27 protein-coding genes are annotated in these 25982 nt (G+C 65.3%); 24 read left to right on the top strand and 3 right to left on the bottom strand.

Features of this window, described 5'->3' with window-relative positions:
• The first annotated feature begins 126 nt into the window (after positions 1-126).
• From D4Q52_RS20195 to D4Q52_RS20180, 4 genes are all read left to right on the top strand, one after another.
• Positions 127-1176 carry a branched-chain amino acid ABC transporter permease gene (locus tag D4Q52_RS20195; protein WP_234831267.1) on the top strand — a complete coding sequence of 350 codons (1050 nt, stop codon included), beginning with the start codon at positions 127-129 and terminating at the stop codon, positions 1174-1176.
• Complete coding sequence (locus tag D4Q52_RS20190; protein ID WP_119858369.1) at positions 1163-1897, top strand: ABC transporter ATP-binding protein; 735 nt, start codon at positions 1163-1165, stop codon at positions 1895-1897. Before D4Q52_RS20195 ends, D4Q52_RS20190 begins: the two co-directional genes overlap by 14 nt.
• Positions 1890-2591 carry an ABC transporter ATP-binding protein gene (locus tag D4Q52_RS20185; RefSeq protein WP_119858368.1) on the top strand — a complete coding sequence of 234 codons (702 nt, stop codon included), beginning with the start codon at positions 1890-1892 and terminating at the stop codon, positions 2589-2591. Before D4Q52_RS20190 ends, D4Q52_RS20185 begins: the two co-directional genes overlap by 8 nt.
• A gap of 80 nt (positions 2592-2671) precedes the next feature.
• Entirely contained in the window at positions 2672-3859 is a 1188-nt protein-coding gene (locus D4Q52_RS20180) for an iron-containing alcohol dehydrogenase (RefSeq protein ID WP_119858367.1), read from the top strand.
• A gap of 5 nt (positions 3860-3864) precedes the next feature.
• On the opposite strand, the gene D4Q52_RS20175 is transcribed toward D4Q52_RS20180, so the two are convergent.
• Positions 3865-4614 carry an alpha/beta hydrolase gene (locus D4Q52_RS20175; RefSeq protein ID WP_119858366.1) on the bottom strand — a complete coding sequence of 250 codons (750 nt, stop codon included), beginning with the start codon at positions 4612-4614 and terminating at the stop codon, positions 3865-3867.
• Between the two features lie 436 nt (positions 4615-5050).
• Between D4Q52_RS20175 and D4Q52_RS20170 the strand changes: the two genes are divergently transcribed.
• The 5 genes from D4Q52_RS20170 to D4Q52_RS20150 all read left to right on the top strand — a co-directional run bounded on the left by D4Q52_RS20170 (position 5051) and on the right by D4Q52_RS20150 (position 11722).
• The gene (locus D4Q52_RS20170; RefSeq protein WP_119858365.1) at positions 5051-6082 is read left to right on the top strand and encodes a class 1 fructose-bisphosphatase; all 1032 of its coding nucleotides are present in this window, start codon (positions 5051-5053) and stop codon (positions 6080-6082) included.
• A gap of 28 nt (positions 6083-6110) precedes the next feature.
• Positions 6111-6986 (top strand): phosphoribulokinase, encoded by an 876-nt coding sequence (locus D4Q52_RS20165; RefSeq protein WP_054161766.1) that lies wholly within the window; start codon positions 6111-6113, stop codon positions 6984-6986.
• Between the two features lie 35 nt (positions 6987-7021).
• On the top strand, positions 7022-9037 hold the full coding sequence (tkt, locus tag D4Q52_RS20160) for a transketolase (RefSeq protein ID WP_119858364.1): 2016 nt from the start codon (positions 7022-7024) through the stop codon (positions 9035-9037).
• Between the two features lie 58 nt (positions 9038-9095).
• Positions 9096-10181 carry a class II fructose-bisphosphate aldolase gene (gene fba, locus D4Q52_RS20155; protein WP_119858363.1) on the top strand — a complete coding sequence of 362 codons (1086 nt, stop codon included), beginning with the start codon at positions 9096-9098 and terminating at the stop codon, positions 10179-10181.
• A 155-nt stretch (positions 10182-10336) separates the two neighbouring features.
• Entirely contained in the window at positions 10337-11722 is a 1386-nt protein-coding gene (locus tag D4Q52_RS20150; protein WP_119858415.1) for a ribulose-bisphosphate carboxylase, read from the top strand.
• Positions 11723-12129: 407 nt separating this feature from the next.
• Here the strand turns inward: D4Q52_RS20150 and D4Q52_RS26560 are convergent, their stop codons facing one another.
• The gene (locus tag D4Q52_RS26560; RefSeq protein WP_182915378.1) at positions 12130-12294 is read right to left on the bottom strand and encodes a hypothetical protein; all 165 of its coding nucleotides are present in this window, start codon (positions 12292-12294) and stop codon (positions 12130-12132) included.
• Between the two features lie 369 nt (positions 12295-12663).
• Here D4Q52_RS26560 and D4Q52_RS20145 point away from each other — a divergent pair, with 369 nt between their 5' ends.
• Together D4Q52_RS20145 and feoB are read left to right on the top strand one after the other, a co-directional pair.
• Positions 12664-12945: a FeoA family protein gene (locus D4Q52_RS20145; protein ID WP_119858362.1), complete on the top strand. Its 282-nt coding sequence runs from the start codon at positions 12664-12666 to the stop codon at positions 12943-12945.
• A 10-nt stretch (positions 12946-12955) separates the two neighbouring features.
• A complete protein-coding gene (gene feoB, locus D4Q52_RS20140; RefSeq protein WP_182915377.1) occupies positions 12956-14836 on the top strand; it encodes a ferrous iron transporter B in 1881 nt (626 codons plus the stop codon).
• Positions 14837-14979: 143 nt separating this feature from the next.
• Here the strand turns inward: feoB and D4Q52_RS20135 are convergent, their stop codons facing one another.
• Entirely contained in the window at positions 14980-15825 is an 846-nt protein-coding gene (locus D4Q52_RS20135) for a xanthine dehydrogenase (RefSeq protein WP_119858361.1), read from the bottom strand.
• Positions 15826-16196: 371 nt separating this feature from the next.
• Here D4Q52_RS20135 and D4Q52_RS20130 point away from each other — a divergent pair, with 371 nt between their 5' ends.
• The 13 genes from D4Q52_RS20130 to D4Q52_RS20070 all read left to right on the top strand — a co-directional run bounded on the left by D4Q52_RS20130 (position 16197) and on the right by D4Q52_RS20070 (position 25662).
• A complete protein-coding gene (locus D4Q52_RS20130) occupies positions 16197-16988 on the top strand; it encodes an SDR family NAD(P)-dependent oxidoreductase (RefSeq protein ID WP_234831266.1) in 792 nt (263 codons plus the stop codon).
• 723 nt (positions 16989-17711) lie between these two features.
• Positions 17712-19457, top strand: coding sequence for a nif-specific transcriptional activator NifA (gene nifA, locus D4Q52_RS20125; RefSeq protein WP_119858413.1), 1746 nt, complete (start codon positions 17712-17714; stop codon positions 19455-19457).
• A 333-nt stretch (positions 19458-19790) separates the two neighbouring features.
• Entirely contained in the window at positions 19791-19985 is a 195-nt protein-coding gene (locus D4Q52_RS20120; RefSeq protein ID WP_054161698.1) for a 4Fe-4S binding protein, read from the top strand.
• Positions 19986-20066: 81 nt separating this feature from the next.
• A complete protein-coding gene (gene nifB / locus D4Q52_RS20115; protein WP_119858359.1) occupies positions 20067-21620 on the top strand; it encodes a nitrogenase cofactor biosynthesis protein NifB in 1554 nt (517 codons plus the stop codon).
• Between the two features lie 24 nt (positions 21621-21644).
• Entirely contained in the window at positions 21645-21866 is a 222-nt protein-coding gene (locus tag D4Q52_RS20110) for a ferredoxin (protein ID WP_119858358.1), read from the top strand.
• Between the two features lie 8 nt (positions 21867-21874).
• The gene (locus tag D4Q52_RS20105) at positions 21875-22228 is read left to right on the top strand and encodes a HesB/IscA family protein (RefSeq protein WP_119858357.1); all 354 of its coding nucleotides are present in this window, start codon (positions 21875-21877) and stop codon (positions 22226-22228) included.
• Position 22229: 1 nt separating this feature from the next.
• Positions 22230-22769, top strand: coding sequence for a tetratricopeptide repeat protein (locus D4Q52_RS20100; protein WP_119858356.1), 540 nt, complete (start codon positions 22230-22232; stop codon positions 22767-22769).
• Positions 22759-23565 (top strand): 4Fe4S-binding leucine-rich repeat protein, encoded by an 807-nt coding sequence (locus D4Q52_RS20095; RefSeq protein ID WP_119858355.1) that lies wholly within the window; start codon positions 22759-22761, stop codon positions 23563-23565. Before D4Q52_RS20100 ends, D4Q52_RS20095 begins: the two co-directional genes overlap by 11 nt.
• Complete coding sequence (locus D4Q52_RS20090; RefSeq protein WP_119858354.1) at positions 23562-23852, top strand: nitrogen fixation protein NifZ; 291 nt, start codon at positions 23562-23564, stop codon at positions 23850-23852. The genes D4Q52_RS20095 and D4Q52_RS20090 overlap by 4 nt, the downstream gene beginning before the upstream one ends.
• On the top strand, positions 23852-24085 hold the full coding sequence (locus D4Q52_RS20085; protein ID WP_119858353.1) for a nitrogen fixation protein NifZ: 234 nt from the start codon (positions 23852-23854) through the stop codon (positions 24083-24085). The genes D4Q52_RS20090 and D4Q52_RS20085 overlap by 1 nt, the downstream gene beginning before the upstream one ends.
• A gap of 44 nt (positions 24086-24129) precedes the next feature.
• Positions 24130-24330 (top strand): putative nitrogen fixation protein NifT, encoded by a 201-nt coding sequence (gene nifT, locus D4Q52_RS20080; protein ID WP_022721823.1) that lies wholly within the window; start codon positions 24130-24132, stop codon positions 24328-24330.
• Positions 24327-24602 carry a hypothetical protein gene (locus D4Q52_RS20075; RefSeq protein WP_119858352.1) on the top strand — a complete coding sequence of 92 codons (276 nt, stop codon included), beginning with the start codon at positions 24327-24329 and terminating at the stop codon, positions 24600-24602. The genes nifT and D4Q52_RS20075 overlap by 4 nt, the downstream gene beginning before the upstream one ends.
• 148 nt (positions 24603-24750) lie before the next feature.
• Positions 24751-25662 (top strand): SIR2 family protein, encoded by a 912-nt coding sequence (locus D4Q52_RS20070; RefSeq protein WP_119858351.1) that lies wholly within the window; start codon positions 24751-24753, stop codon positions 25660-25662.
• Positions 25663-25982 lie beyond the last annotated feature (320 nt).

Here is a 25982-nt window from a genome sequence, read left to right as displayed (position 1 = left end):
CGTCCCCGCCTTCGCGGGGACGACGTGACGAGAGGCGGTGCCCTGATCAATTCGCGGCACCTTCTGCACCTTCATTCGGTCGCGCAATCTCGCGCGCTGTTCCCCCATCCGAGAATCGGCGGATCGATGACTGAAACTTCATCGACACTCGACACCATCGCCACGACCCGTGCCAAGCGTCGTTGGGCCGTGCTGCCGATCATCGAGCTGACGCTGCTGGTGATCGGGCTGCTGCTGCCGCTGGTGTTGCAGGATTATCTCACGGTGTTCGGCACGCGGGTGCTGATCCTGTGCCTGTTCGCGCTGTCGTTCGATCTGGTGTGGGGCTATTCCGGCATCATGAGCTTCGGCCAGGCGGTGTTCTTCGGCTCGGCCGGCTACGGCGTGGCGCTGCTGGCGCGCGATCTCGACGTCTCGTCGATGCTGCTGGTGATTCCGGCCGGCGTGCTGATCGGCTTCGCGATCGCGCTCTTGATCGGCGGCTTCCTGCTGCTCGGCCGTAATCCATCGAGCGTCATCTTCGTCTCGCTCGGCACGCTGACCGGCTCCTATGCGTTCGACCGGCTGGCGCGCGGCTGGTATTATCTCGGCGGCCAAAACGGCATTCCGTCGATCCCGCCGATGCAGATCGCCGGCTATGATCTCACCGAGGGGCCGGTCTTCTATTACTTCGTGCTGGCGATCCTGCTGCTGGTCTATCTCGGTTGCCGCTTCCTGGTGCGCTCGCAATTCGGCCTGGCGCTGGCGGGCCTGCGCGAGAACGAGCAGCGCATCGCGTTCTTCGGCTACAAGGTTCAGCACATCAAGGCGATCATCTTCTCGCTCGGCGGCGCCATCGCCGGCCTCGCCGGCAGTCTCTACGCATTCCACGAAGGTTTCGTCTGGCCCAACATGCTGGGCGTGGTGATGTCCACCCAGGTCGTGCTGTACGTGTTGTTCGGCGGCTCCGGCACGCTGATCGGGGCAGTCATCGGCACCGTGGTGATCGAGCTGGTGTCATTCTGGCTGTCCAACTCGTATCAGGACATCTGGCCGATCATCCTCGGCTGTCTGATGCTGGCGGTGATCCTGTTTCGGCCGGCCGGGCTGATCAGCCTGATCCTCACCGAGCGCGAGCGCATCGGCAGCTTCGGCCGCCCGCCGACCAACAAGGAGCGCGGCCATGGCCCTGCTTGAGGCGCGCGGCCTGAAGAAGATCTTCGGCAAGCTCACCGCGCTGAACGGCGCCGAGCTGGTCGTGCAACCGAACGAGTTTCACGGGCTGATCGGCCCGAACGGCTCCGGCAAGAGCACGATGATGAAGTGCATCGCCGGCGCCGAGGTGCCGACCGAGGGCCGCGTCAGCTTCGACGGCACCGACATCACCGCGGCGTCGCCGGCCGAGCGCGCCCGCGCCGGCATGAGCCTGAAATTCCAGATCACCAGCGTGCTGCCGGCGCTGACGCTGTACGACAACGTGCTGCTGGCGCTGCAGGGCCAGACCGCGCTGTCCAAGCTGATGTTCTCGCGCACCCGCGGCCTGCTGCACGACAAGGTCATGGCGATGCTGGAGCAGTTCCGGCTGGTCGACCGCGCCGGCGAGCCGGCCGCGGCGCTGTCGCACGGCCAGCAGCAATGGCTGGAGATCGCGATGGCTCTGGCGCCCGAGCCGAAGCTGCTGCTGCTCGACGAGCCGACCGGCGGCATGAGCCTCGAGGAACGCCGCGTTACCGGCGAATTGCTGCAGCCGATCAAGGCGCGCTGCTCGCTGGTCATCGTCGAGCACGATCTCGATTTCATCCGCGACATCTGCGATCGCCTCACCGTGCTGGATCAAGGGGCGGTGCTCGACACCGGCTCTATCGAGCAGATCCAGGCGAGCCCCAAGGTTCAAGAGGTTTATCTGCGCCGTGCCTGAGGATGCATATCTCAATGTGAGCGATCTCGATGCCGGCTACGGCCGCAGTCAGGTGCTGTTCGGCGTGTCGATGTCGGCGCCTTGGCGCGGCGGCGTCGCCATTCTGGGCCGCAACGGCGCCGGCAAGACGACGCTGATGAAGGCGATCATGGGCGAGCTGCCGGTCAAGCGTGGCCAGGTCACGCTCGATGCGCGCGACGTCACCAAGCTGCCGACCGAGCAGCGCATCCGCGCCGGATTCGGTTATGTGCCGCAGGACCATCCGGTGTTCGCGCGGCTGTCGATCCGCGACAACCTGGCAGTCGGCGCGCTGACGAATAAAGACAGCGGCGCTGTCGACCGCGTACTTGAGATGTTTCCCAAGCTCGGCCAGCGGCTCGATCAGGCCGCCGGCACGCTGTCGGGCGGCGAGCGCAAGATGCTGGCGATCGGCCGCGCATTGCTGTCCGAGCCGAGCGTGCTGCTGCTCGACGAGCCGACCGAGGGGGTGTGGATCGGCGTGATCGAGGAGATCACCGACCGGCTGGTGGCGCTCGCCAAGGACATCGCTGTCATCATCGTCGAACAGCATCTCGATCTGGCGCTGCGCGTCGCCGACCGCGCTTATGTGCTCGACCGCGGCCGCGTCGCGCTCACCGGCACCGCCGAGGAAGTCCGCAACGATCCGCGGCTGCTGCAATTCCTCGCGCCGTAGCGCCCGGACCGCCGAACCTGCTAGCGTCGCGTCGGTTTGAACGCCGCGCGGTTGACGCGCGGACCTAATCCGAGCGCCTGATGATCTCTCCGTTTTCGATCGCCCGCCTGCCGCGCATCCAGTTCGGCGCCGGCGCGATCGCCAAGCTGCCCGACCTCGCCGCGCGGTATGGCCACCGCGTGCTGCTGGTCACCGGCGCGCAGTCGTTCGACGCTGCGCCTTATGCCGCGCCGCTGCTGGCCAAGCTGGCCGAGCGCGGGCTGAGCTGCGAGCGGGTCATGGTGCGCGGCGAGCCGTCGCCGGAGCTGGTCGATGCCGCAGTGCGCGACGGGCGCGATGCCGAGATCGACGTGGTCATCGGCCTCGGCGGCGGCAGCGCGCTTGACGCCGCCAAGGCGATCGCCGGGCTGCTACGGCCCGGCAATTCGGTGATGGACCATCTCGAAGGCGTCGGGCCGGAGCTGCCGTATCGCGGCCCGCCGACGCCCTTCATCGCCGTGCCGACCACGGCCGGCACCGGCTCCGAAGCGACCAAAAACGCAGTGCTGTCGCGCCACGGGCCGGACGGCTTCAAGAAGTCGTTCCGCGACGAGGCGCTGGTCGCCGAGATCGCGCTGGTCGATCCGGAGCTACTGGCCGGCTGTCGGCCGGTGCTGATCGCCGCCAACGGCATGGACGCGCTGACGCAGCTGATCGAATCCTACGTCTCCACCGGCGCCAACGCCTTCACCGACGCGCTGGCGCTGTCCGGCCTGCGTGCCGCGCGCGATGGCTTGCTCGCCTGGTACGACGGCGGCGCTGCTGCGAAGGAGGCGATGACGCAGATGGCTTACGCCTCGCTGCAATCCGGCATCTGCCTGGCGCAGACGGGCTTAGGCGCGGTGCACGGGTTGGCCTCGCCACTCGGCGCGTACTTCCCGATCGGCCACGGCGTGGTGTGCGGCACGCTGCTGGCGGCGGCGACGCGGATCAATCTCGAAGCGCTCCGCACGCGGGCGCCCCAAGCACACGCGCTGGCTAAATACGCCGAGATCGGCCGGCTGTTATCTGGTTGCGAGGGTGCCAATGCCGACGAGGATTGCGACAATCTTGTCGCGACGCTGGAGGATTGGACTCAGCGTCTCGCGCTGCCGTCGCTGACATCGCTCGGCGTGAACGCGAGCGACGTCGACCGCATCGTCGGCGCAAGCCGCGGCTCCAGCATGAAGACCAATCCGATCGTACTGAGCGACGATGAGATTAGGCAGGTGCTGGAAGCGCGGCTCTGAGCGCGTCAGAGATTGCGCTGCACGAAGCTGTGGAGTTCGCTGGCGATCAGGTCCTTGTCGGTGTCGATGGTGGCGACGTGATACGAGTTGTTGAGCCACAGCAGCTCGACGCGATCGGAGCCGACGTGGCTCGCGATGATCGTGGCGTTGTGCGGCTTCAGCACGTGGTCGATCCGTGAGTTGATCACGAAAGTCGGGGAGGTGATCTTCGGCAGCAAGGCGCGCGCGGCGGCGGCGAGGCCGATCACCTGCTTGAAGCAGGTCACCGGCACCTGGTCGTAGGCGAGCTCCTTCACTGATTTATCCATCATGTCGGAGCCGATGCCGGGCACGAACTCCGGCACGTTGCGGGCGAACGCGATGCCGGCCATGTCAGGTGAATCGACCTGCACCGCGGCGTTGATCGGGATCACGCCGGCGACCTTGTCGGGATGCAGCGCGGCCAGGTAAAGCGACAGCGTGCCGCCCATCGACAGGCCGGTGACGAACACCTTGTCGCATTTGCCGGACAGCTCGAGCAGCGCGTCTTCGGCGCAGGCGACCCAGTCGTTTGCCGTGGTCTTGGCCATCGCGGCCGGCGAGACGCCGTGGCCGGGCAGCCGCGGTCCGAGGATTGAATAGCCGCGTTCGCCAAGACGCTCGCCGAGATAGCGCATGCTTTGAGGGCTGCCGGTAAATCCGTGCAGCACCAGTACGCCGGTTCTGCCGCCATCAAATGCGAACGGCTCCGCGCCCGCCATCACCGCCTCAGTCATGTCGTCCCCCTTGCTCCGCAAGGCGGCATTCGCCTCTCGACCCCCGCGGCTGTTGTTTCATTTCCACGTTCGTATCTCTCAGACAAGCCGCGGAAGCGTCAAGTCGCACCCCAAGAGGTCCGCAAGCACCATCAACAGGCGCTCTGCGGCGAAAGTCTAATGCGCAGCTGTGGTGCTGACTTTCTTCCCTTCCGCCGCGATTTCCTGGCCCTAACACTGATCTAAATCACGGTTGCGTTCGACTAACTGTGCAGGATGCAGCGCGCTTGACCGTGTGAGCGGTAGCAGCGTGTGGGGTTGGTGCTCGGGGATATAAGAATTCCTGAGATGGTACCAAGGAAAAACAAGCTTCTCTTATGGGGTCCATCGGCTCACAAGCTCCCGGCACCGGGCCCGAGGGATGGCGGAAGCTGGGCTTTGGAATGGGGGATCGAGCATGGATCAGGGTCAGACGCTGTCACGTCTCTTGGAGTGTTGCGGCACTGATACGCGGACGCGCGCGGTCGCGGCCGCGGTCGGCGCCATCGCCGGGGCTTCGGTTACGATCTCCGAACTGATCGGGCAGGGCGCACTGGCCGGCATCACCGGCGCGGCGCATGGCGGCGCCAATGCCGATGGCGACGTGCAGAAGGATCTCGACGTCAAGGCGGACGAGGCCATCCTGGCCGCGCTGAAAGACGTGCCCTATGCGGCACTCGCCTCGGAGGAATCCGACACGCTGGTGATGGGCGACCCGCTGGCGCCGATCTCGATCGCCTACGATCCGCTCGACGGCTCGTCGAACATCGACACCAACATGACGGTCGGCACCATCTTCTCGATCATCCCGAACGAGGCCGGCGTGGCGCCGTTCAGCGCGCCGGGCAGCTGTCAGCTCGCCGCCGGCTTCGTGGTGTACGGCCCGCAGACCTCGCTGGTGCTGACGCTCGGCGACGGCGTCGACATCTTCACGCTCGACCGCAAGGCGAAACACTATCGGCTGATCCGCGAGAAAGTGACGGTGCCCGCCGACACCGCCGAATACGCCATCAACGCCTCGAACCATCGCCACTGGGAACAGCCGGTGCGCGACTTCGTCGACGAGTGCATCGCCGGCGCTGACGGCCCGCGCGCCAAGGACTTCAACATGCGCTGGATCGGCTCGCTGGTGGCCGAGGCGTATCGCATCCTGACCCGCGGCGGCGTGTTTCTGTATCCGGCCGATCAGCGCCCCGGCTATGGCGATGGCCGGCTGCGGCTGTTGTACGAGACTCACCCGATGGCCTTCGTGATGGAGCAGGCCGGCGGCGCGGCATCGACTGGGCGCGAGCGCGTGCTCGATCTTGTCGCCCGCGCGATCCATCAGCGCTCGCCGCTGATCATGGGCTCGCTCGAAAAGGTCAACCGCATCGAGCAGCTGCACACCGATCCGAGCGCCGCCGCGCGCACCGCGCCGCTGTTCGGCCGCCGCGGCCTGTTCCGCGTCTGATTTCGCAGTCCCTCTGGAAGTACACTCCATGTCCCGCAAGCACCCGATCATCTCCATCACCGGCTCGTCCGGCGCCGGCACCACGTCGGTGAAGAAAACGTTCGAGCAGATCTTTCGCCGCGAGAACGTCAATGCCGCCTTCATCGAGGGCGACGCGTTCCATCGCTACAACCGCATCGACATGCGCAACAGGATGGCCGAGGAGGCCGAGCGCGGCAATCGCCACTTCAGTCATTTCAGCCCCGAGACTAATTTGTTCGAGGAGCTGGAGCAGACCTTCCGCGACTACGCCGAAAAGGGCACCGGCCGCACCCGGCACTATGTCCACGACGACGAAGAAGCGGCGCTGCACGGCGTGCCGCCCGGCAACTTCACCGGCTGGCGCGATCTCGATCCGCAGTCCGACCTGTTGTTCTACGAAGGCCTGCACGGCGCGGTGATCACCGACAAGGTCAACGTCGCGCAGCATGCCGACCTCAAGATCGGCGTGGTGCCGGTGATCAACCTCGAATGGATCCAGAAGCTGCACCGCGACCGCGCAGCGCGCGGTTACTCCACCGAGGCGGTGACCGACACCATCCTGCGCCGCATGCCGGACTACGTGCACTACATCGTGCCGCAATTCGCCGAGACCGACATCAACTTTCAGCGCGTGCCGACGGTCGACACCTCGAACCCGTTCATCGCCCGCTGGATCCCGACCGCCGACGAATCGATGGTGGTGATCCGCTTCAAGAACCCGCGCGGCATCGACTTCGCCTATCTGCTGTCGATGATCCAGGGCAGCTTCATGTCGCGCGCCAATTCGATCGTGATCCACGGCGCCAAGCTCGATCTGGCGATGCAGCTGATCCTCACCCCGCTGATCATGCAGCTGATCGACCGCAAGCGCGGCGTGAAATAACCGATGCGTACTCACTTCATTTCCGGGAGGCCGGCTTGAATATCTCCGCACGCGAACTCCACGATCAGGTCAGCCATCGCGACATGGCGAACGCGATCCGCTTCCTCGCCATCGACGCGGTGGAGAAGGCGAAATCCGGTCACCCCGGCATGCCGATGGGCATGGCCGACGTTGCCACGGTGCTGTTCACCCGCTTCCTGAAGTTCGATCCGACCGATCCGGCCTGGCCGGACCGCGACCGCTTCGTGCTGTCGGCCGGCCATGGCTCGATGCTGCTGTATGCGCTGCTGCATCTCACCGGCTATCCGGAAATGACGATCGACGAGATCAAGGCATTCCGGCAATGGGGATCGAAGACCGCCGGCCATCCGGAATACGGCCATACGCAAGGCGTCGAGACCACCACCGGCCCGCTCGGCCAGGGACTCGCCACCTCGGTCGGCATGGCGCTCGCCGAACGCATGATGAACGCCCGCTACGGCGACGCTCTGGTCGATCACACGACCTATGTGATCGCCGGCGACGGCTGCCTGATGGAAGGCGTCAGCCACGAGGCGATCTCGCTGGCCGGCCATCTCAAGCTGAACAAGCTGATCGTGCTGTGGGACGACAACCACATCTCGATCGACGGCAACACCTCGCTGTCCTGTTCGGACGATCAGCTGGCGCGCTTCGCCGCGTCGGGCTGGGCCACCACGCGCGTCGATGGCCATGATCCGGACGCGGTGGCGGCGGCGATCGAGGCCGCCAAGGCGAGCGACCGTCCGTCGCTGATCGCCTGCCGCACCAAGATCGGCTTTGGTTCGCCGAAGGTGGAGGGCACCGAGAAGGCGCACGGCGCGCCGCTCGGCGCCGAGGAAATCGAGAAGACCCGCGCGGCGCTCGGCTGGCCCTATCCGGCGTTCGAAGTGCCGGACGCGATTCTGGCGCGCTGGCGCGAAGCCGGTAGCCGCGGCAAGGCGGTGCATCAGGCCTGGACGCAGCGTCTCGGCGATCTCGATGCCGCGACCCGCGCCGGCTTCGAGAACAACCTTGCCGGCAAGCTGTCGGCCGACTACGAGCCGGCGCTGAAGGCGCTGATCGCCGGCTTCGCGGCGGAGAAGCCGTCGATCGCCACTCGTCAGGCGTCGCAGCTCACCATCAACGCGCTGGTGCCGGCATCGCCGAACCTGCTCGGCGGCTCGGCCGACCTAACGCATTCCAACCTCACGCAGGCCAAGGGCTCTGCTTCGGTGAAGCCGGGCGCGTTCGGCGGCAACTATCTGCACTACGGCATCCGCGAATTCGGCATGGCGGCGGCGATGAACGGCATCGCTCTGCATGGCGGCTTCATCCCGTTCGGCGGCACTTTCCTGGTGTTCGCCGACTACAGCCGGCCGGCGATCCGCCTCGCGGCGCTGATGGGGGTGCGCGTCATCCATGTGCTGACCCACGACTCGATCGGCCTTGGCGAGGACGGCCCGACGCATCAGCCGGTCGAGCACGTCGCCTCGCTGCGTGCGATCCCCAACGTGCTGGTGTTCCGCCCGGCCGATGCGATCGAGACCGCGCAGGCCTGGGACGTTGCGTTGAAGCAGGCGCACCGGCCCTCGGTTCTGGCGCTGTCGCGCCAGGCGCTGCCGATGCTGCCGCGCCCAAACGGCGTCACCGACAATCCGGTGGCGCGTGGCGCTTATTTGGTCATCGATCCGGGCGCCCGCGATGTCACACTGATCGCCACCGGCTCGGAAGTCTCACTCGCGCTGGAAGCGGCCTGCAAGCTCGAGGCCGATGGTATCAAGGCCGCGGTGGTGTCGGCGCCGTGCTTCGAACTGTTCGCCGAACAGGACGACGCGTATCGGGCCAGCGTGCTCGGTAGCGCGCCGCGGGTCGGCATCGAGGCCGCGCGCGACACCGATTGGCGGCGCTGGATCGGCGATGGCGGCGCTTTCGTCGGCATGACCGGCTTCGGTGCCTCGGCGCCCGCGCCGGTGCTGTACCAAAAGTTCGGCATCACCACCGACGCGGTGGTGGACGCCGCCAAGGCCGCGATCGCCCGCGGCAAGCATTGAGCCAAGTTCGAATCATCACGACCCCGGGTCGTAAAACGGTTAGTCAGTAGGAGACATCATGGCGCGTATCACCCTGAGGCAATTGCTGGATCACGCCGCCGAGCACGGCTACGGCGTGCCCGCCTTCAACATCAACAACATGGAGCAGGGCCTGGCGATCATGGAGGCGGCGGCTGCGGTCGACGCGCCGGTGATCATCCAGGCGTCGCGCGGCGCGCGCTCCTACGCCAACGACATCATGCTGGCCAAGATGATCGATGCGCTGGCCGAGATGTATCCGGACATCCCGCTGTGCATGCATCAGGACCACGGCAACGACGAGGCCACCTGCGCCACCGCGATCCGCTACGGCTTCACCTCGGTGATGATGGACGGCTCGCTCAAGGCGGACGCCAAGACGGCAGCGGACTATCAGTACAATGTCGACATCACCCGCCGCGTCACCGACATGGCGCACTGGGTCGGCGCCTCGGTGGAAGGTGAGCTCGGCGTGCTAGGCTCGCTCGAACACGGCGGCGGCGAGCAGGAAGACGGCCACGGCGTCGAGGGCAAGGTCAGCCGCGAACAGCTGCTGACCGACCCGGACCAGGCGGTCGACTTCGTGCGCGCCACCAAGGTCGACGCGCTGGCGATCGCGATGGGCACCTCGCACGGCGCCTACAAGTTCTCGCGCAAGCCGGACGGCGACGTGCTGGCCATGAAGGTGGTCGAAGAGATCCATCGCCGCCTGCCGAACACGCACCTCGTCATGCACGGCTCGTCGTCGGTGCCGCAGGACCTGCAGGACATCTTCAACGAGTTCGGCGGCGCGATGCCGCAGACGTTTGGTGTGCCGGTCGAGGAGATCGTGCGCGGCATCAAGCACGGCGTCCGCAAGGTCAACATCGACACCGATTGCCGTTTGGCGATGACCGGCGTGTTCCGGAAAGTGGCGACCCAGAACAAGGCTGAGTTCGATCCGCGCAAGTTCTTGAAGCCGGCGATGGATGCGATGCGCGACGTCTGCCGGCTCCGCTTCGAGCAGTTCGGCACCGCCGGCCATGCCAGCAAGATCAAGGTCGTGCCGATGGCCGAAATGGCCAAGCGCTACAAGGCCGGTGCGCTCGATCCGCAGATCGGCCAGGTCGCCCACGCCGCCGAATAGCGCGGCGCGATCAGGACCCGCGGACTAACCGCGGGCTCAAGAAATCACGGGGAGTGTTGACGCGCGGGGAGCAGGGTCTCCGCGCGGCCGCGCGTCTGCGCGGCGAATTTTCGGGATGCATCACGCCGGCAATGGCCGGTACTCAGGAGTTCGACATGGACCAGTCCAATCGCTACGCCAATCTCAACCTCAAAGAGAGCGATCTGATCGCGGGCGGACGCCACGTGCTGTGCGCCTACATCATCAAGCCGAAGGACGGCTTCGGCAATTTCCTGCAAACCGCCGCGCACTTCGCGGCTGAATCGTCGACCGGTACAAATGTCGAAGTCTCGACGACCGACGACTTCACCCGCGGCGTCGACGCGCTGGTGTACGAGATCGACGAAGCCAAGCAGCTGATGAAGATCGCCTATCCGATCGAGCTGTTCGATCGCAACGTGATCGACGGCCGCGCCATGATCGCCTCGTTCCTGACGCTGACGATCGGCAACAATCAGGGCATGGGCGACGTCGAATACGCCAAGATGTACGACTTCTATGTGCCGCCGGCTTACTTGAAGCTGTTCGACGGACCGTCGACCACGATCAAGGATCTTTGGCGCGTGCTCGGCCGACCGGTGGTCGACGGCGGCTTCATCGTCGGCACCATCATCAAGCCGAAGCTCGGCCTGCGGCCGCAGCCCTTCGCTAACGCCTGCTACGATTTCTGGCTCGGCGGCGACTTTATCAAGAACGACGAGCCGCAGGGCAACCAGGTGTTCGCGCCGTTCAAGGACACGGTGCGCGCCGTCGCGGACGCGATGCGCCGGGCGCAGGATAAGACCGGCGAGGCCAAGCTGTTCTCGTTCAACATCACCGCCGACGATCACTACGAGATGGTGGCGCGCGGCGAATACATCCTCGAAACGTTCGCCGACAACGCCGATCACGTCGCCTTCCTGGTCGACGGCTACGTTGCCGGTCCGGCCGCGGTGACCACCGCTCGCCGCCGTTTCCCGAAGCAGTATCTGCACTATCACCGCGCCGGTCACGGCGCCGTGACGTCGCCGCAGAGCAAGCGCGGCTACACCGCCTTCGTGCTGTCGAAGATGGCCCGGCTGCAGGGCGCCTCGGGCATCCATGTCGGCACGATGGGCTTCGGCAAGATGGAGGGCGAAGCCTCCGACCGCGCGTCGGCCTTCATGATCACGCAGGACTCGGCTGATGGTCCGCATTTCCATCAGGAATGGCTTGGCCTCAATCCGACCACACCGATCATCTCGGGCGGCATGAATGCGCTGCGGATGCCGGGCTTCTTCGACAACCTCGGCCACTCCAACCTGATTATGACAGCAGGCGGCGGCGCGTTCGGCCATCTCGACGGCGGCGCGGCCGGCGCGAAGTCGCTACGCCAGGCCGAGCAGTGCTGGAAGCTTGGGGCCGACCCGGTCGAGTTCGCCAAGGATCACCGCGAATTAGCCCGCGCTTTCGAGAGCTTCCCGCAGGACGCCGACAAGCTGTATCCGAACTGGCGCAATCAGCTCAAGCTCGCGGCGGCGTAGATCAGCGAGTCCATCTCGTTCCGTCCGATAGCCGGGACAAGCCTGGCTATCGGACAGGTCCGCACCGACTCCTCATCCTGAGAGCCTGAGCGGAAACGCGCCCGTCCGATTTCGGCACCTTCGTTTCCCCGCGTCATGCCCGGCCTTTGTGCCGGGCATCCACGCCTTGCTGCTGATGATGCTGGAAACGCGGGCATGGCCGCGACAAGCTCGGCACGACCGAGTTCGCGGGCAAACTAAGCTTTCAGAAAAGGCTGAAAAGTCGGCTCAGCTTTGCGCCAGGCTCTAAGGAAGGAGCCCGGCGAATCCGGGCGTCTCGAATGGAGGACAACGCATCGCCTGCAGCCATGATACAAGACTGCGCTACGCGCCACCTCACCACGAGGTCGTGCGCGTGACGGACAGCATCAGAACCGCTTGACGATCAGCAAGCACAGCAAAACCGTTCCGGATGATGCCATCACGGCGGCCATGTTGGTGAGGTTCAGTGCGATGACACCGGCGAGTCCTGCCGTGGTCGGCGCCGCAGCGGCCTGTTGGCGGTGTTTGGTCTTGGTCGTGCGTGCGGCCATGGTCGTCCCCTGTTTCGGACCACTCGCGCGGAACTTGCTTCCTGCCGAGGTGTCCTGATCCCCGGTGCCACCCTCTCAGCCTGCGCTGATCGAAGGCTTAACGGCCGCGACTCGACGGCTGCGATCAAGACCCATGGTTTATGAATTTGGGCGGCTGGGGTGCCGCCTTTGACGCATGGGCCGCGGGCTCATCACATCTGCCAAGCTGCGAAACGTGCAAAGTCGCGGCCAAATTGTGCCAGATCAAACCGTTTTGTAGTGGAGTCGGCATAGATGCGAATTGATAGCGCCTGTTACAATCGTTCTAAACTCCGAGCGGCGCAGGGCTGAATCTCTTGACCTCCGCGGCCACGATTGGAAGAACGGGCGATGACCTCAAACCTGCATCACGACGGCCACAAGCCCATCCTGCTTGGCAATGCGCGGCGCGGCTATCGCGGCGTGGTGCAAGCGATCGACTCGCAGCGGGTTGCATCGGCGCTGCAGCCGGTCGAGCTGGAAAGCCGACTGATCGAGCTCGGTTTCGTCGAGGGCGCTAAGGTCGAAGTGCTGCACGAAGGTATCATCGGACGTGACCCGATCGCGGTTCGGGTCGACAACGTCACGATCGCCGTCCGCCGCCGCGAAGCGATGGCCGTCGTATTGATGTGACGATTGCGCGATGAGCACGATCGAAACGCAGTCCATCAATCTTGCGCTGGTGGGAACGCCGAACAGCGGCAAGACCTCGCTGTTCAACGCGCTGACCGGCAGCCGCCAGAAGGTGGCGAACTATCCGGGCGTGACGGTCGAACGCAAGGCCGGGGTGTTCACCACGCCGGCCGGCCGCAGCGTCAGCCTGCTCGACCTGCCCGGCACCTATTCGCTGCGCGGCCGCAGTCCGGATGAAGAGATCACTCGTGACGTCGTGCTCGGCCGCCGGGCCGGCGAGCAGGTTCCGGATCTGGTGCTGTGCGTCGCCGACTCCACCAACCTGCGCCTGACCTTCCGGCTGATGCTCGAGCTCAAGGCCACCGGCCGGCCGCTGATGCTCGTGCTCAACATGTACGACATCGCCATGCGCCGCGGCGTCACCGTCGATGTCGAGAAGCTGACCGAGATGCTCGGCATCCCGGTCGTGACGTCGATCGCCGTGCGCAAGGGCGGCACTGCCGAGCTGCTGAAGCGCACCGACGAGATGGCGGCGCACATGCCGGCTGTGCAGTCGTCGGACAATTGGCATCCGCTGTCCACGGCCGAACTGCGCGCCCTGCAGCGCGAGGCCGATCGCATCATCGCCGAATGCGTCAGCCTGCCGGCTCGGCCGCACACCGTGACCGCCAAGGTCGACTCGGTGGTGCTGCATCCGGTCGCCGGGCTGGTGCTGCTGCTGGTGATCCTGTTCGTGATGTTCCAGGCGGTGTTCATCTGGGCGCAGCCGCTGATGGATCTGATCTCCGGCGGCTTCGAGGCGCTCGGTCAGGTGGTGCACGACACGCTGCCGGACGGGTTGCTGCAGAGCTTCCTGCAGAACGGCGTGATCTCCGGCGTCGGCAGCGTGCTGGTATTCCTGCCGCAGATCATCATCATCTTCCTGTTCATCCTGCTGCTGGAAGATTTCGGCTACATGGCGCGCGCGGCGTTCCTGATGGACCGCATCATGGGCGGCGCCGGGCTGCATGGCCGCGCCTTCATCCCGCTGCTGTCGAGCTTTGCCTGCGCCATTCCCGGCATCATGGCGACGCGGGTGATCGACAATAAGCGCGACCGGTTGACCACCATCCTGATCGCGCCGCTGATGACCTGCTCGGCGCGCATCCCGGTTTACACGCTGATCATCTCGGCGTTCATTCCGTCCAAACAGGTGTTCGGCTGGATCAATCTGCAGGGTCTGGTGATGTTCGGGCTGTACGCGGCCGGCATCGCCAGCGCGCTGGCGGTTTCGGCGCTGATCAAGTTCTTCATGTGGCGCGACTACGAGCCCGCGCCGTTCATGCTGGAGCTGCCGGACTACAAGATGCCGCGGCTGAAGAGCGTCGCGATCGGCATCTATATCCGCGCCAAGATGTTCCTGCAGCGCGCCGGCACCACGATCTTTTCGATGATGGTGCTGATCTGGTTCCTGGCTTCGTTTCCGCGGCCGCCGGCCGGCGCCACCGAGCCGGCGATCGACTACAGCCTCGCCTCGATCATCGGCCACGCCATCGAGCCGGTGTTGGCACCGCTCGGCTTCAACTGGCAGATCGCGGTCGCGCTGATCCCCGGCATGGCGGCGCGCGAAGTCGCGGTCGCCGGCCTCGGCACCGTCTATGCGATCGAGGGCGGCAAGGAAGCGGCCGAGCAGATCGGCCAGGTGCTGGCAACCAAGTGGAGCCTCGCCACCGCGCTGTCGCTGCTGGCGTGGTTCATCTTCGCCCCGCAATGCGCCTCGACCCTGGCGGTGATCAAGCGCGAAACCGGCAGCTGGCGCTGGATGGGCGTCACCTTCATCTACATGTTCGCGCTGGCTTACATCGCCAGCCTGATCACCTACAACGCCGCCGTCGCGCTGGGCGCGGGGTGAGCTGATTTCGTCAGAGGTGTTCGCAAGCCTCACCCCGGGTCATTGCGAGCGAAGCGAAGCAATCCAGAAGCGCCGAGCAGCGCGCTGGATTGCTTCGCTTCGCTCGCAATGACGGAGTCGAGACCCCAGCGCGCGAACGTGATTCAGACTCTCACGTAAGTCCGCGCCGCCGTCATCTCGTCGAGCTTGCCCGCCGCCCGGCACACCGCTTCGGCAATCGTTCGGCCGCGGCTATCGATGCCGGTCCATTGAGCGTGGCGGCCGCGGGGGTCGATCTCCAGCAGTTTGACCCGGGCCGGAACGTCGCTGCCGTCGCGCACGACGCCGCGGACGATGCCATCGCACGGCGCGCGCACCGGCTCGCCGCCGAGATGGCCGAGCACGAAGCCCTTGAACACACGGCTGCCGATCTCGACCGGCGTATGCCAGCGTCCGGTAGCCTGCGAGTATTGGAAGCGCTCGGCGCCGGCGCTGCCGAGCGGGCTGGCGACGCCATCGGCCGCATCGGTCCAGCCCTGTGCGACGATCATCCCGCTGCGGCCCGGCCGGGTCTCGATGGCGACGTCGCAATTCACGTCCGTGGAGAAGCCGGGCCCGAGGCCGATGCTGAGGCGCGCCAGCCGGCGCAGATCGGGCGTGACGCGATGCTTCTGCATCCGCGCGTCAACCAGCAGATCAATCGATCGCACCGGCAGCAGGTCGGTCAGCGGCAGCCACGTCACCTGGATCTCCGGCGCGTGCCGCAGCGCGTGATAGATCTGCATGCCGCCGTCGGCTCGCACGCCGGCCACGCCGTCGACCGACACCGGATCGCCATACAAAGCGTCGTGAAAAGCCATCCGTCGCCGGATCACCGGCGGGAAAGGATCGTGCGACATCACCACGGCGAAGCCCGCGCGATGTAGACGCACCGCCGCGGCGGATGCGATCTCGTTAGTCCCGAGCATCACCGCGAAGCGGCGTCGGCTGGCATGGATCGGCTGGTGCATCCGGATCTCGACTGTCGCAAGGTGACGGTGACGGCTGATAAGCAAGCGCCGGACCACGGCCGAACAGTGCCGCAAATGCTGCGAACTGCGTCTTTGGTCGAACAAAGCTGTCAGGAACACCACGATTTGTCGGACCGACGCGGCCTCGCCTTGTCGGGCACATGACATTCGCTGGCAGCTAGGCACCGTTTCTCACAGCAAATCCGCAAGCGGGCTTCTGGCCCGCTTCATGCAAAGTCTCGCGTAGCAAACAATGGAGGTCGTCCTTGCACAGCGAGCCAGCGCACGCCGAGCGGCCCGGGCACCCGGGCGGACCCGGGACGGGCCAGCCGGATCCGGGAGCGCACGAGCCTGCTGGGCATCCGGCTGGCGTGCCGACGTCCGGCGCCTGTCCGTTTCACAACGATCAGCGCGAGTCGCGTTCGGGCAAGCAGAAGACGCTGGTGCTGACCGGCGCCTCGCGCGGCATCGGCCATGCCACAGGAAAGCTGTTCTCCGACGCCGGCTGGCGGATCATCACCTGCTCGCGGCAGCCATTTGCCGACGATCGCTGCCCCTGGGCGACAGGGCTCGAGAACCACGTTGCGGTCGAACTTGCCGATCACCGTGCCGTGCCGCGGGCGATCGACGAGCTGAAGGAGAAGCTCGGCGGCGGGCCGCTGCACGCGCTGATCAACAACGCGGCGATCTCGCCGAAGAGCGATGCGGGCGAACGTCTGACGTCGCTGAACACGCCGGTCGGGACCTGGATGAGCGTGTTTCACGTCAATTTGCTGGCTCCGGTGATGTTAGCGCAGGGCCTGTTCGACGAACTACGCGCCGGCCAGGGCTCGATCGTCAACGTCACCTCGATCGTCGGCTCGCGCGTGCACCCGTTCGCCGGCAGCGCCTATGCGACCTCCAAGGCGGCGCTGACTTGCCTCACCCGCGAGATGGCGCACGACTACGCACCCTACGGAATTCGCGTCAATGCGATCGCGCCGGGCGAGATCAAGACCGACATCCTGTCGCCGGAAACGGAGGCGATGCTGGCCCCGACGATCCCGATGCGCCGTATCGGAACACCGGAGGAAGTCGCCAAGGTGATGTTCTTCCTCTGCTCCGACGCGGCCAGCTACGTCACCGGCGAGGAGATCCACATCAACGGCGGGCAACGCGTGTAGTCGAGGCGGTGCCGAACCCGTGATGGCCTGAGAGCCTGGCCGGAGGTGCGCCCTTCAGGTTCGGGCACTTCCGTCTCCACGCGTCATGCCCGGCCTTGTGCCGGGCATCCACGCCTTGCGGCTGAAAATGCAGAAAAGGCGTGGATGGCCGGGACAAGCCCGGCCATGACGGAGCTTGTTAGCACACCAGACCACCGAAGAATGGGGCCGAGAATTCGGCCTGAGTCTTGAGTCAGGCTCTGAGGCAGATCCCGCGCACAGGGTCATCCTCGCGAAGGCGGGGATCCAGTATTCTGGTGTGCTGATTGCTGATCACTGAAGCTCTGCGATACTGGTACCCGCCTTCGCGGGCGATGACGGGAGAGGGTGGGGTGGCGCAGTGCATCATGCGTGGGCTCTAGTCAGATGGCCAATGATCGTGGATGCACAAGCGAATAGTTCGCAATTACTTCGTTGATCACCGATCGCGCAAGGTTAGCCTGCCTGTCATTTAATACGTTCGTTTTGCGTTGCATCAATGCAGGCTCGCACCATTTCCGCTGGTAACTAAGTAATCATAACAGTTTCAGACATTTCCGCTCTGACGACGAACTGTGCAGTGACCGCTATCAGTTTCCTCAGCGATGCAGCCAAGTTGGGCACGACATCGGAATGAGGATCAGACACAATCCCGCAACGCTCCAGAACTAAAGGGGGAAAAGCTCAGGAGCGATGGAGATGGATATGGCTCAGCGCGAAGTACGTCTTGTCGAGAGCGAGCAATCGCGGAAGCCGATGGACCAGAACCCTATACCGCTGAGTGAGATTGCGCTCACCGGCATCTTCGAAATTTCCAAAATCCTGACGGCGCCGGCGCGCCTCGAAGTCACGCTGGCTAACGTGGTCAACCTGCTGCAGTCGTTCCTGCAGATGCGAAACGGCGTGGTGTCGTTGCTGGCCGATGACGGCGTCCCTGATATTACGGTCGGCGTCGGCTGGAACGAAGGCAGCGACAATCGCTACCGTGCGCGCCTGCCGCAGAAGGCGATCGACCAGATCGTCGCGACCGCGGTGCCGCTGGTCGCCGACAATGTCTCGGCGCATCCGATGTTCTCCGCGGCAGACGCCCTGGCGCTCGGCGCCACCGAGGAGACGCGCGTGTCGTTCATCGGCGTGCCGATCCGGATCGATTCGCGCGTGGTCGGCACGCTGACGATCGACCGGGTGCGCGACGGCCGCGCCAATTTCCGGATGGACGCCGACGTCCGCTTCCTCACCATGGTGGCCAACCTGATCGGTCAGACCGTGAAGCTGCACCGTGTCGTCGCGCGCGACCGCGAGCGGCTGATGGCGGAGAGCCATCGGCTGCAGAAGGAATTGCTGGAGCTGAAGCCGCAGCGCGACAAGAAGCGCGTTCGCGTCGACGGCATCGTCGGCGAAAGCGCGGCGATCCGCACGCTGCTTGCGAAGGTCAGCATCATCGCCAAATCGCAGTCTCCGGTGCTGCTGCGTGGCGAGTCGGGCACCGGCAAGGAGCTGATCGCCAAGGCGATTCACGAACTGTCGGCGCGCGCCAACGGGCCTTTCATCAAGATCAATTGCGCGGCGCTGCCGGAGTCCGTGCTCGAATCCGAATTGTTCGGTCACGAGAAGGGCGCGTTCACGGGCGCGATCCAATCCCGCAAGGGCCGGTTCGAACTCGCCGACAAGGGCACGCTGTTTCTCGACGAGATCGGCGAGATCTCGGCGTCGTTCCAGGCCAAGCTGCTTCGCGTGTTGCAGGAGCAGGAGTTCGAGCGGGTCGGCGGCAACCAGACCATCAAGGTCAATGTCCGCATCGTCGCGGCGACCAATCGCAATCTGGAAGAGGCGGTGGCCCGCAAGGAGTTTCGCGCGGATCTGTATTACCGCATCAACGTGGTGCCGATGATCCTGCCGCCGCTGCGCGACCGGCCGACCGACATCCCGTTGCTGGCGACCGAGTTCCTGAAGAACTTCAACAAGGAGAATGATCGCGAGCTGGCGTTCGAGCCGCACGCGCTGGAGCTGCTGAAGGCCTGCTCGTTCCCCGGCAATGTCCGCGAGCTCGAGAACTGCGTCCGCCGCACCGCGACGCTGGCGATGGGGCCGCAGATCCTCGACAGCGATTTCGCCTGCCACCAGGACGAATGCCTGTCGGCGATCCTGTGGAAGGGCCATGCCGAGCCCGCACCCGAACGGCCGCGGCCGCAGATCCCGCTGCAGGTGTTGCCGCGCAAGGCACCGCTCGAAGTGGTGCCGCGCGAAACGCCGCCGCTCGACGCCGCCGGTGGCGTGACGCCATCCTCTGAAGCAGGCAATGGCGCCCCGATGTCCGAACGCGATCGCCTGGTCAGCGCGATGGAACGCTCCGGCTGGGTCCAGGCCAAGGCCGCGCGCCTGCTCGGCCTCACCCCGCGCCAGATCGGCTACGCGCTGAAGAAGTACGACATCGAGCTGAAGCATTTTTGAGAGTTGTCGCCATTCTCTCCGTCAAGGCCGGGCATGTCCCGGCCTTCAATGCTTTTGCGGCAGTATCGGTAGGATGGGTTGAACGGAGCGAACCCCATCAGAGCCGTACTCAGACCGATGGGATCGCTTCGCTCACCACATCCTACCGACTGGATCACCCGTCTTCACGCAGCGCCCCATCATCTGTCAGACTTGCGACAAGTGTCGGGGCCCCGACACCGTCGCGCGATCGCGTCATCCGTATAATCCTTCTAAGAATCAACGAAGTAGCAGTCTGGCACGAGGCTTGAAAGACGATGCGTAACGCAATGTCTCTCAACCGAGGAGCCTTCTATGGCCTACAAGATCGTGACGTCCCAATGCACCGTCTGCGGTGCCTGTGAATTCGAATGCCCCAATGCTGCGATCAGCATGAAGCGCGGCACCTATGTGATCGACGCCGCCAAGTGCACCGAATGCGAAGGCCAGTTCGACAAGCCGCAATGCGTCTCGGTCTGCCCAGTCGACAACACCTGCGTGCCGGCCTGACGCCTGTTTGACCGAACGACGCGCCGGCGCCTTGACCGTCGGCTGTCGTCCTCTCCATCGCCGATCGAAAGAGGCCCGGACATGACCAAGCTGCTGCAACTGCACGATTTCGGCGCGCCCGGTGCGACCTCCTTCGACGAACTGCGCAAGTCCGCCGCGTCCGGCTGCAGCAGCACCGGCGGCGCCGGCAAGAGCAGCTGCGGCTCAGCCGCCGGGCCAAGTGATCTGCCGCCGGAGGTTTGGGAGAAGGTGAAGAACCATCCCTGCTACTCCGAGCAGGCACATCATCACTTCGCCCGCATGCACGTCGCGGTCGCCCCCGCGTGCAACATCCAGTGCAATTACTGCAATCGCAAATACGATTGCGCCAACGAATCCCGTCCCGGCGTGGTCAGCGAGAAGCTGACCCCGGAGCAGGCCGCGCGCAAAGTCGTGGCGGTGGCCTCGACCATTCCGCAGATGACGGTGCTCGGCATCGCCGGCCCCGGCGACGCGCTCGCCAATCCGGCCAAGACCTTCAAGACCTTCGAGATGGTCACCGAGACCGCGCCCGACATCAAGCTGTGCCTGTCGACCAACGGCCTGATGCTGCCCGACTACGTCGAGCAGATCGCCGCCATGAATGTCGATCACGTCACCATCACCATCAACATGGTCGACCCGGAGGTCGGCGCGAAGATCTATCCGTGGATCTTCTATAACCATCGACGATACACCGGCGTCGAAGCCTCGACGATTCTCAGCGAGCGGCAATTGCTCGGCCTAGAGATGCTGGTGGCGCGCGGCATCCTGGTGAAGGTCAACTCGGTGATGATCCCGGGGATCAATGATCAGCACCTGATCGAGGTCAACAAGGCGGTGAAGTCGCGCGGCGCCTTCCTGCACAACATCATGCCGCTGATTTCCGAAGCCGAGCACGGCACGGCGTTCGGCCTGTCCGGTCAGCGCGGCCCGACCGCGCAGGAGCTCAAGGCGCTGCAGGACGCCTGCGAAGGCGAGATGAACATGATGCGCCACTGCCGGCAGTGCCGTGCCGACGCCGTCGGCCTGCTCGGCGAAGACCGCAGCGCCGAGTTCACCACCGAGAAGGTGATGGCGATGGACGTCACCTACGACCTCGCAGGCCGGCAGGCCTATCAGGCCAAGGTCGAAGCCGAGCGCGACGCCATCGCAGCCGCCAAGCAGCGCGAACTCGCGACGCTGGCGGACGAGACCGCGACGATCAAGATCCAGGTCGCGATCGCCACCAAGGGCGGCGGTGTCATCAACGAGCACTTCGGCCACGCCCACGAATTCCAGATCTACGAGGTGTCGACCGCGGGCGCCAAGTTCGTCGGCCACCGCCGCGTCGATCTGTATTGCGAGGGCGGCTATGCCAGCGACGCCGGCATCGAGCCGATCCTGAAGGCGCTGAACGACTGCACCGCGGTGCTGGTCGCCAAGATCGGGATGTGTCCGAAGGACTCGCTGGCCGGCGCCGGCATCGAGGCGGTCGAGAGCTACGCGTTCGAATATATCGAGCAGTCGGTGATCGCCTACTTCAAGGACTATCTCGAACGCGTCGGCAAATCCGAGATCCGCCACGTCGCCCGCGGCGACGCGACGATCCGGCAGGGCGCCTTCACCGAAGCGTAGGCGAACAGCAAACGGGGCGCGGGCATGGCTTACAGGATCGTCGGTTCACAGTGCACCTCCTGCTCGGCCTGTGAGCCGCAGTGCCCCAACGTCGCGATCTTCGAGAAGGGCGGCGTATTTGCGATCGACCCGGCCAAATGCACCGAATGCATCGGCCATTTCGATCAGCCGCAATGCGTCGCCGTGTGCCCGGTCGACGGCACCTGCGTGATCGACAATTCCGTCCCGCGCGCTCGCGCTGCATGAGGTGAGAGATGAACCTGATCATGACGCCCTCCGCCGAGAAATTCATCCGCCGTATGATCCGGTTCAGCGGCGGGGCCGGCGGCTTTCATCTCACGGTGACGTCCGGCGGCTGCTCGGGCTTCACCGCTGCGTTCGACGTCGAGGCGGCGCCGCGCGCGGGTGATCAGGTTATCGACCACGGCGATGTGCGGCTGTTCATGCCCGACGCGACCTGCAAGCTGCTCGACGGCGTCACCGTCGACTATATGGAGACGCCGACGTCGAGTGGCTTCGTGTTCCACGATCCAAAACCCTCCGCCTGCCAATGCTCCGGTGACGACGCCAAGCCGAAGGCCGGCCTGCATCAATTGCAGGAGCTGTGAGATGTCGCATGTCCTGCACGGCGAGCTGACGATGTCCGGTCCCGAGCAGGCGCTGCTCGCTGGCGCGTTGCTCGGTGCGGGGCTGCCGACCGACGCGCAGCGCCACCTCGAATTGGCCGGCGAAGACTTTCAGAGCGACGCAGAGGCCGAGCAGCATCTGCGCGACGCCCAGGCACTGGCCCCCGATCATGCCGCGGTGCTGATCGGGCTGTATCGCTTTTATTTCTACAAAGGCCGGCTACAGGAAGCCCTGCGCGTCGCCGAAACCTGCCTGGCGAAAGCGGCCCGCGACAACGGTCTCGACGCCGACTGGCGCGAGGTTCGGCGCAGCGACGCGGAGTTCTCCAGCTTCGCCGCGATCCTGCCGCGGTTCTATCTGTTCGCCCTGAAGGCCTATGCATATTTGCGGATGCGCCTCGGTGATCTCGACCAAGGCCATGCGGCGATCGAAAAGCTGCTCGAGCTCGATCCGTCCGACAAGGTCAATGCCGGCGTGCTCAATGACGTCTGGAAGCGGATTGGGCACGACGATGACGACTGACATCGACGAGGCCCGCGACTGGCAGGGCAACGACATCGATTGCGCGTCGTGTCCGCATCGCGAGTTACTGTCCGCCGGGCTGTGCGAATTGAAGAAGGCCTGCGCCCAGGACCGCTACGCGCGACGGCTGGAGCGGTTTTTCCAGCAGAATCGCGCCCTGGCCGACGCTTATCTCGATCATCCCTATTTCGAAACGCGCGCGGTCGCGGCCGGTTACGCCACCGTGTTCCTGCTGCCGAAGCTGCTCCAGGACCCTGACGAGACCGTGCGCTGGAGCGCGGCGCGCCGGCTGCCGAAGCGCTATCTGCTGCCGCTGCGGAGCGATCCGCATCGCGAGGTGCGGATCCGCGTCGCCTCGGTGCTCAGCGACGACGATCTGCGCCCGATGGCGGGCGATGAGGACTACTATGTCCGCCAGGTCGTGGCGAAGCGTGCATCGCCCGCGCTGTTGCCGCTGCTGGTGCTCGATCCGGATGCCGGCGTGCGCCGCGAGGTGGCGCGCCGGATCGGCCCGGAGTGGGTGGCCCAGATCGCGATGGACAAGGACGGCGAGGTGCGGCTCGAGGCCGCGAAGCGGATGTCGCCGGGACGGCTGCTGGCGATGATCGGCGATACGGATTGGCGCGTCCGCTACGAAGTCGCCACCCGGGCCGATACTTACGAACTGAGCCGGCTGCTGGATGATCCGGACCCGCTGGTCCGCGAACTGGTGCACAGCCGCACCGGCTTCACCGGCGCGCCGCGCTCCGGTCCCGCCTCGCCCAATGCCAAGCCCGCCACGGAGCCCTCATCATGAACATCGCCCGCGACAGCGACATCGTCGAACTCGACGGCCCGCCGGACTTCGACTACGGCCAGAAGGTGCGGGCCAAGATCAACATCCGCAACGACGGCACCTTTCCCGGCAAGGAGATCGGCGAGGTGCTGGTGAAGAAGGGCGACGAGGGCTACGTGGTCTCGATCGGCACCTTCCTTCAGCAGTTCTACATCTACGGCGTGGACTTCGTCGCGCAGGGGCGCATCGTCGGCATGAAGCGCAAAGAGCTGATCGCCGTCGAGCCGGCGCAGCAGGAGGTGGCGTGATGGGTCCGGAGCCGAAGTATCAATGGGGGCAGCGCGTCAGCGCCCAGATCGACCTGTTCAACGACGGCAGCTTCCCGGATCAGCCGGACGAAGCGCTGCTGGTGAAGAGCGGCGATGCCGGCGAGATCGTGCGGATCGGACTGCACGAAGAAAGCAACCAGCCCGTCTACCTGGTCGAGTTCGCCGAACAACGTGTCATCGGCTGCCTCGAACATGAGATCGCGCCTGTTTAGTTCAAAGACGTCGCTGCGGCGGCCCAACCCAAGGACCGAAATCGATGAAAGTGATGATCCGCAGGACCGAGAAGGGGCTGTCGGCTTATGTGGCCAAGAAGGATCTCGAAGAGCCGATCGTCGAGATCGAGAACGAGGCATTGTGGGGCGGCAAGGTGACGCTCGCCAATGGCTGGCAGCTCGAACTGCCGGCGATGGCGGCCGATACGCCGCTGCCGATCACCGTCGAAGCCCGCAAGCTATGACGATCAGCAGCGACGATGTCGCCAGGCTCGACGCGCTGCTTGGCGGCGCTGACGCGGAGCGAAGCGCGGTGATGGCGCTGCGCCAGCAGTTGCCGCATCTGTCGCTGACGTCCTGCGATCCCTCCGACATCGACGCGGAAGCGCCGTTCCGCGACTACCCGCGGTTCAGCGTCTACCTGGTCGACGGCAGCCAGCATTGCTGGACCCTCACGGCCGATACGGCGAAGGCGACAGGGCTGGTGGTGGTGCAGCACAAGGCGGCGCGGGGGTGAATTTTTGATTCGTCATTGCGAGCGAAGCGAAGCAATCCAGCGCAGTGCACGGAGCTGGATTGCTTCGTCGCGGAGCCTGTACTCGGACGGCGCGAAGCGACGATCCGTGTGCTTCTCGCAATGACGGGGAAAGTCAGAGGAGAACGGCATGACCGTCGAGGCGCTGAGTGACATCGCGGCTAGCTTCGCGGAGGGGCGGGTGATTCCGTATCTCGGCTCGGGCGTCCTGACGCTCGGCGACACCGGCGTCCCGACATCGCCGCTCGAACTCGTCGCCAAGCTGACCGCCAGGACCACGGTGCCGCACAAGGTCCGCAGCAATCTCACCGGCGCGGCGCAGTACATCGAGAATTTCAAGCATCGCAAGACGCTGACCGCGATGATGACCGAGGCCTTTCGCGCCTCGGCCAGGCCCAACGAACTGCATCGGATGCTCGCGGCCCTGCCGTCGCTGCCGCTGCTGGTGCATGCCTGGTACGACGACCTGCCGCAGAAAGCGCTGGCCGGGCGCGCCAACTGGGGCATGGTCCAGGGCCTGAGCCAGGCCGAGCATCACGGCCGCTGGGTCGGCTGCTATCGCCCGGACGGCAGCGAGGTCGCCGACGCCGAGCCGAGCATCGTCGCCGACGAGCTCGTGCCGCAGGACATGCCACTCTACTCTCCGGTGCCGAATGAAGCCGCGGCGTGGTCGACGCTGCTGTATCAGCCGCTCGGCTCGGTGGCGCCGGCTGCGAATTTCATCGTGTCGGACAGCGATTTTGTCGAAGTCCTGACCGAGATCGACATCCAGACCCCGATCCCGCAGCCCGTGCAGGCGATTCGGCGCGACAAACATTTCCTGTTTGTCGGCTGCCGTTTCGACAGCCAGCTCGATCGCGCCTTCGCCCGCCAGATCATGAAGCGCTCCTCGGATCGCCATTGGGCCGTGCTGCCCGACACCCCGACCCGCAATGAACAACGCTTCCTCGACGAACAGAACATCACACGGCTGGAGCTGCCATTGCCGAAATTCGTCGCCGGACTGGCGGATGCGCTCCAGGGCCAGACGCTGACCGCGTGACCTTGTAGCCTCGATGAAGCGAAGCGCAATCGAGGGCGGCAGCTCGCCACGGCGGACGTTTTGCGGGAGATTGGCGCTGTCCTGGATTTCGCTTCGCTGCATCCAGGCTACGGGCCACGCATGGGGCAGTCGACCTTGTAGCCTCGATGAAGCGAAGCGCAATCGAGGGCGGCAGTTCGCCACGGCGGACGTTTTGCGGGAGATTGGTGCTGTCCTGGATTTCGCTTCGCTGCATCCAGGCTAGGGCCACGCATGGGGCAGTCGACCTTGTAGCCTCGATGAAGCGAAGCGCAATCGAGGGCGGCAGCTCGCCACGGCGG

It is taken from the genome of Rhodopseudomonas palustris, from assembly GCF_003591005.1.
Lineage (GTDB): Bacteria > Pseudomonadota > Alphaproteobacteria > Rhizobiales > Xanthobacteraceae > Rhodopseudomonas > Rhodopseudomonas palustris_K.
Note: the sequence above shows the minus strand (reverse complement) of the source record. Positions and strands in the feature narration are given on the sequence as shown.

Bases quoted from the DNA above. Each gene is read 5' to 3' on its own strand.
- D4Q52_RS20195 (WP_234831267.1), top strand. From the start codon at position 127: ATGACTGAAACTTCATCGACACTCGACACCATCGCCACGACCCGTGCC.
- D4Q52_RS20190 (WP_119858369.1), top strand. From the start codon at position 1,163: ATGGCCCTGCTTGAGGCGCGCGGCCTGAAGAAGATCTTCGGCAAGCTC.
- D4Q52_RS20180 (WP_119858367.1), top strand. From the start codon at position 2,672: ATGATCTCTCCGTTTTCGATCGCCCGCCTGCCGCGCATCCAGTTCGGC.
- D4Q52_RS20175 (WP_119858366.1), bottom strand. From the start codon at position 4,614: ATGACTGAGGCGGTGATGGCGGGCGCGGAGCCGTTCGCATTTGATGGC.
- D4Q52_RS20170 (WP_119858365.1), top strand. From the start codon at position 5,051: ATGGATCAGGGTCAGACGCTGTCACGTCTCTTGGAGTGTTGCGGCACT.
- D4Q52_RS20165 (WP_054161766.1), top strand. From the start codon at position 6,111: ATGTCCCGCAAGCACCCGATCATCTCCATCACCGGCTCGTCCGGCGCC.
- fba (WP_119858363.1), top strand. From the start codon at position 9,096: ATGGCGCGTATCACCCTGAGGCAATTGCTGGATCACGCCGCCGAGCAC.
- D4Q52_RS20150 (WP_119858415.1), top strand. From the start codon at position 10,337: ATGGACCAGTCCAATCGCTACGCCAATCTCAACCTCAAAGAGAGCGAT.
- D4Q52_RS26560 (WP_182915378.1), bottom strand. From the start codon at position 12,294: ATGGCCGCACGCACGACCAAGACCAAACACCGCCAACAGGCCGCTGCG.
- D4Q52_RS20145 (WP_119858362.1), top strand. From the start codon at position 12,664: ATGACCTCAAACCTGCATCACGACGGCCACAAGCCCATCCTGCTTGGC.
- feoB (WP_182915377.1), top strand. From the start codon at position 12,956: ATGAGCACGATCGAAACGCAGTCCATCAATCTTGCGCTGGTGGGAACG.
- D4Q52_RS20135 (WP_119858361.1), bottom strand. From the start codon at position 15,825: ATGCACCAGCCGATCCATGCCAGCCGACGCCGCTTCGCGGTGATGCTC.
- nifA (WP_119858413.1), top strand. From the start codon at position 17,712: ATGGCTCAGCGCGAAGTACGTCTTGTCGAGAGCGAGCAATCGCGGAAG.
- D4Q52_RS20120 (WP_054161698.1), top strand. From the start codon at position 19,791: ATGGCCTACAAGATCGTGACGTCCCAATGCACCGTCTGCGGTGCCTGT.
- nifB (WP_119858359.1), top strand. From the start codon at position 20,067: ATGACCAAGCTGCTGCAACTGCACGATTTCGGCGCGCCCGGTGCGACC.
- D4Q52_RS20110 (WP_119858358.1), top strand. From the start codon at position 21,645: ATGGCTTACAGGATCGTCGGTTCACAGTGCACCTCCTGCTCGGCCTGT.
- D4Q52_RS20105 (WP_119858357.1), top strand. From the start codon at position 21,875: ATGAACCTGATCATGACGCCCTCCGCCGAGAAATTCATCCGCCGTATG.
- D4Q52_RS20100 (WP_119858356.1), top strand. From the start codon at position 22,230: ATGTCGCATGTCCTGCACGGCGAGCTGACGATGTCCGGTCCCGAGCAG.
- D4Q52_RS20095 (WP_119858355.1), top strand. From the start codon at position 22,759: ATGACGACTGACATCGACGAGGCCCGCGACTGGCAGGGCAACGACATC.
- D4Q52_RS20090 (WP_119858354.1), top strand. From the start codon at position 23,562: ATGAACATCGCCCGCGACAGCGACATCGTCGAACTCGACGGCCCGCCG.
- D4Q52_RS20085 (WP_119858353.1), top strand. From the start codon at position 23,852: ATGGGTCCGGAGCCGAAGTATCAATGGGGGCAGCGCGTCAGCGCCCAG.
- nifT (WP_022721823.1), top strand. From the start codon at position 24,130: ATGAAAGTGATGATCCGCAGGACCGAGAAGGGGCTGTCGGCTTATGTG.
- D4Q52_RS20075 (WP_119858352.1), top strand. From the start codon at position 24,327: ATGACGATCAGCAGCGACGATGTCGCCAGGCTCGACGCGCTGCTTGGC.
- D4Q52_RS20070 (WP_119858351.1), top strand. From the start codon at position 24,751: ATGACCGTCGAGGCGCTGAGTGACATCGCGGCTAGCTTCGCGGAGGGG.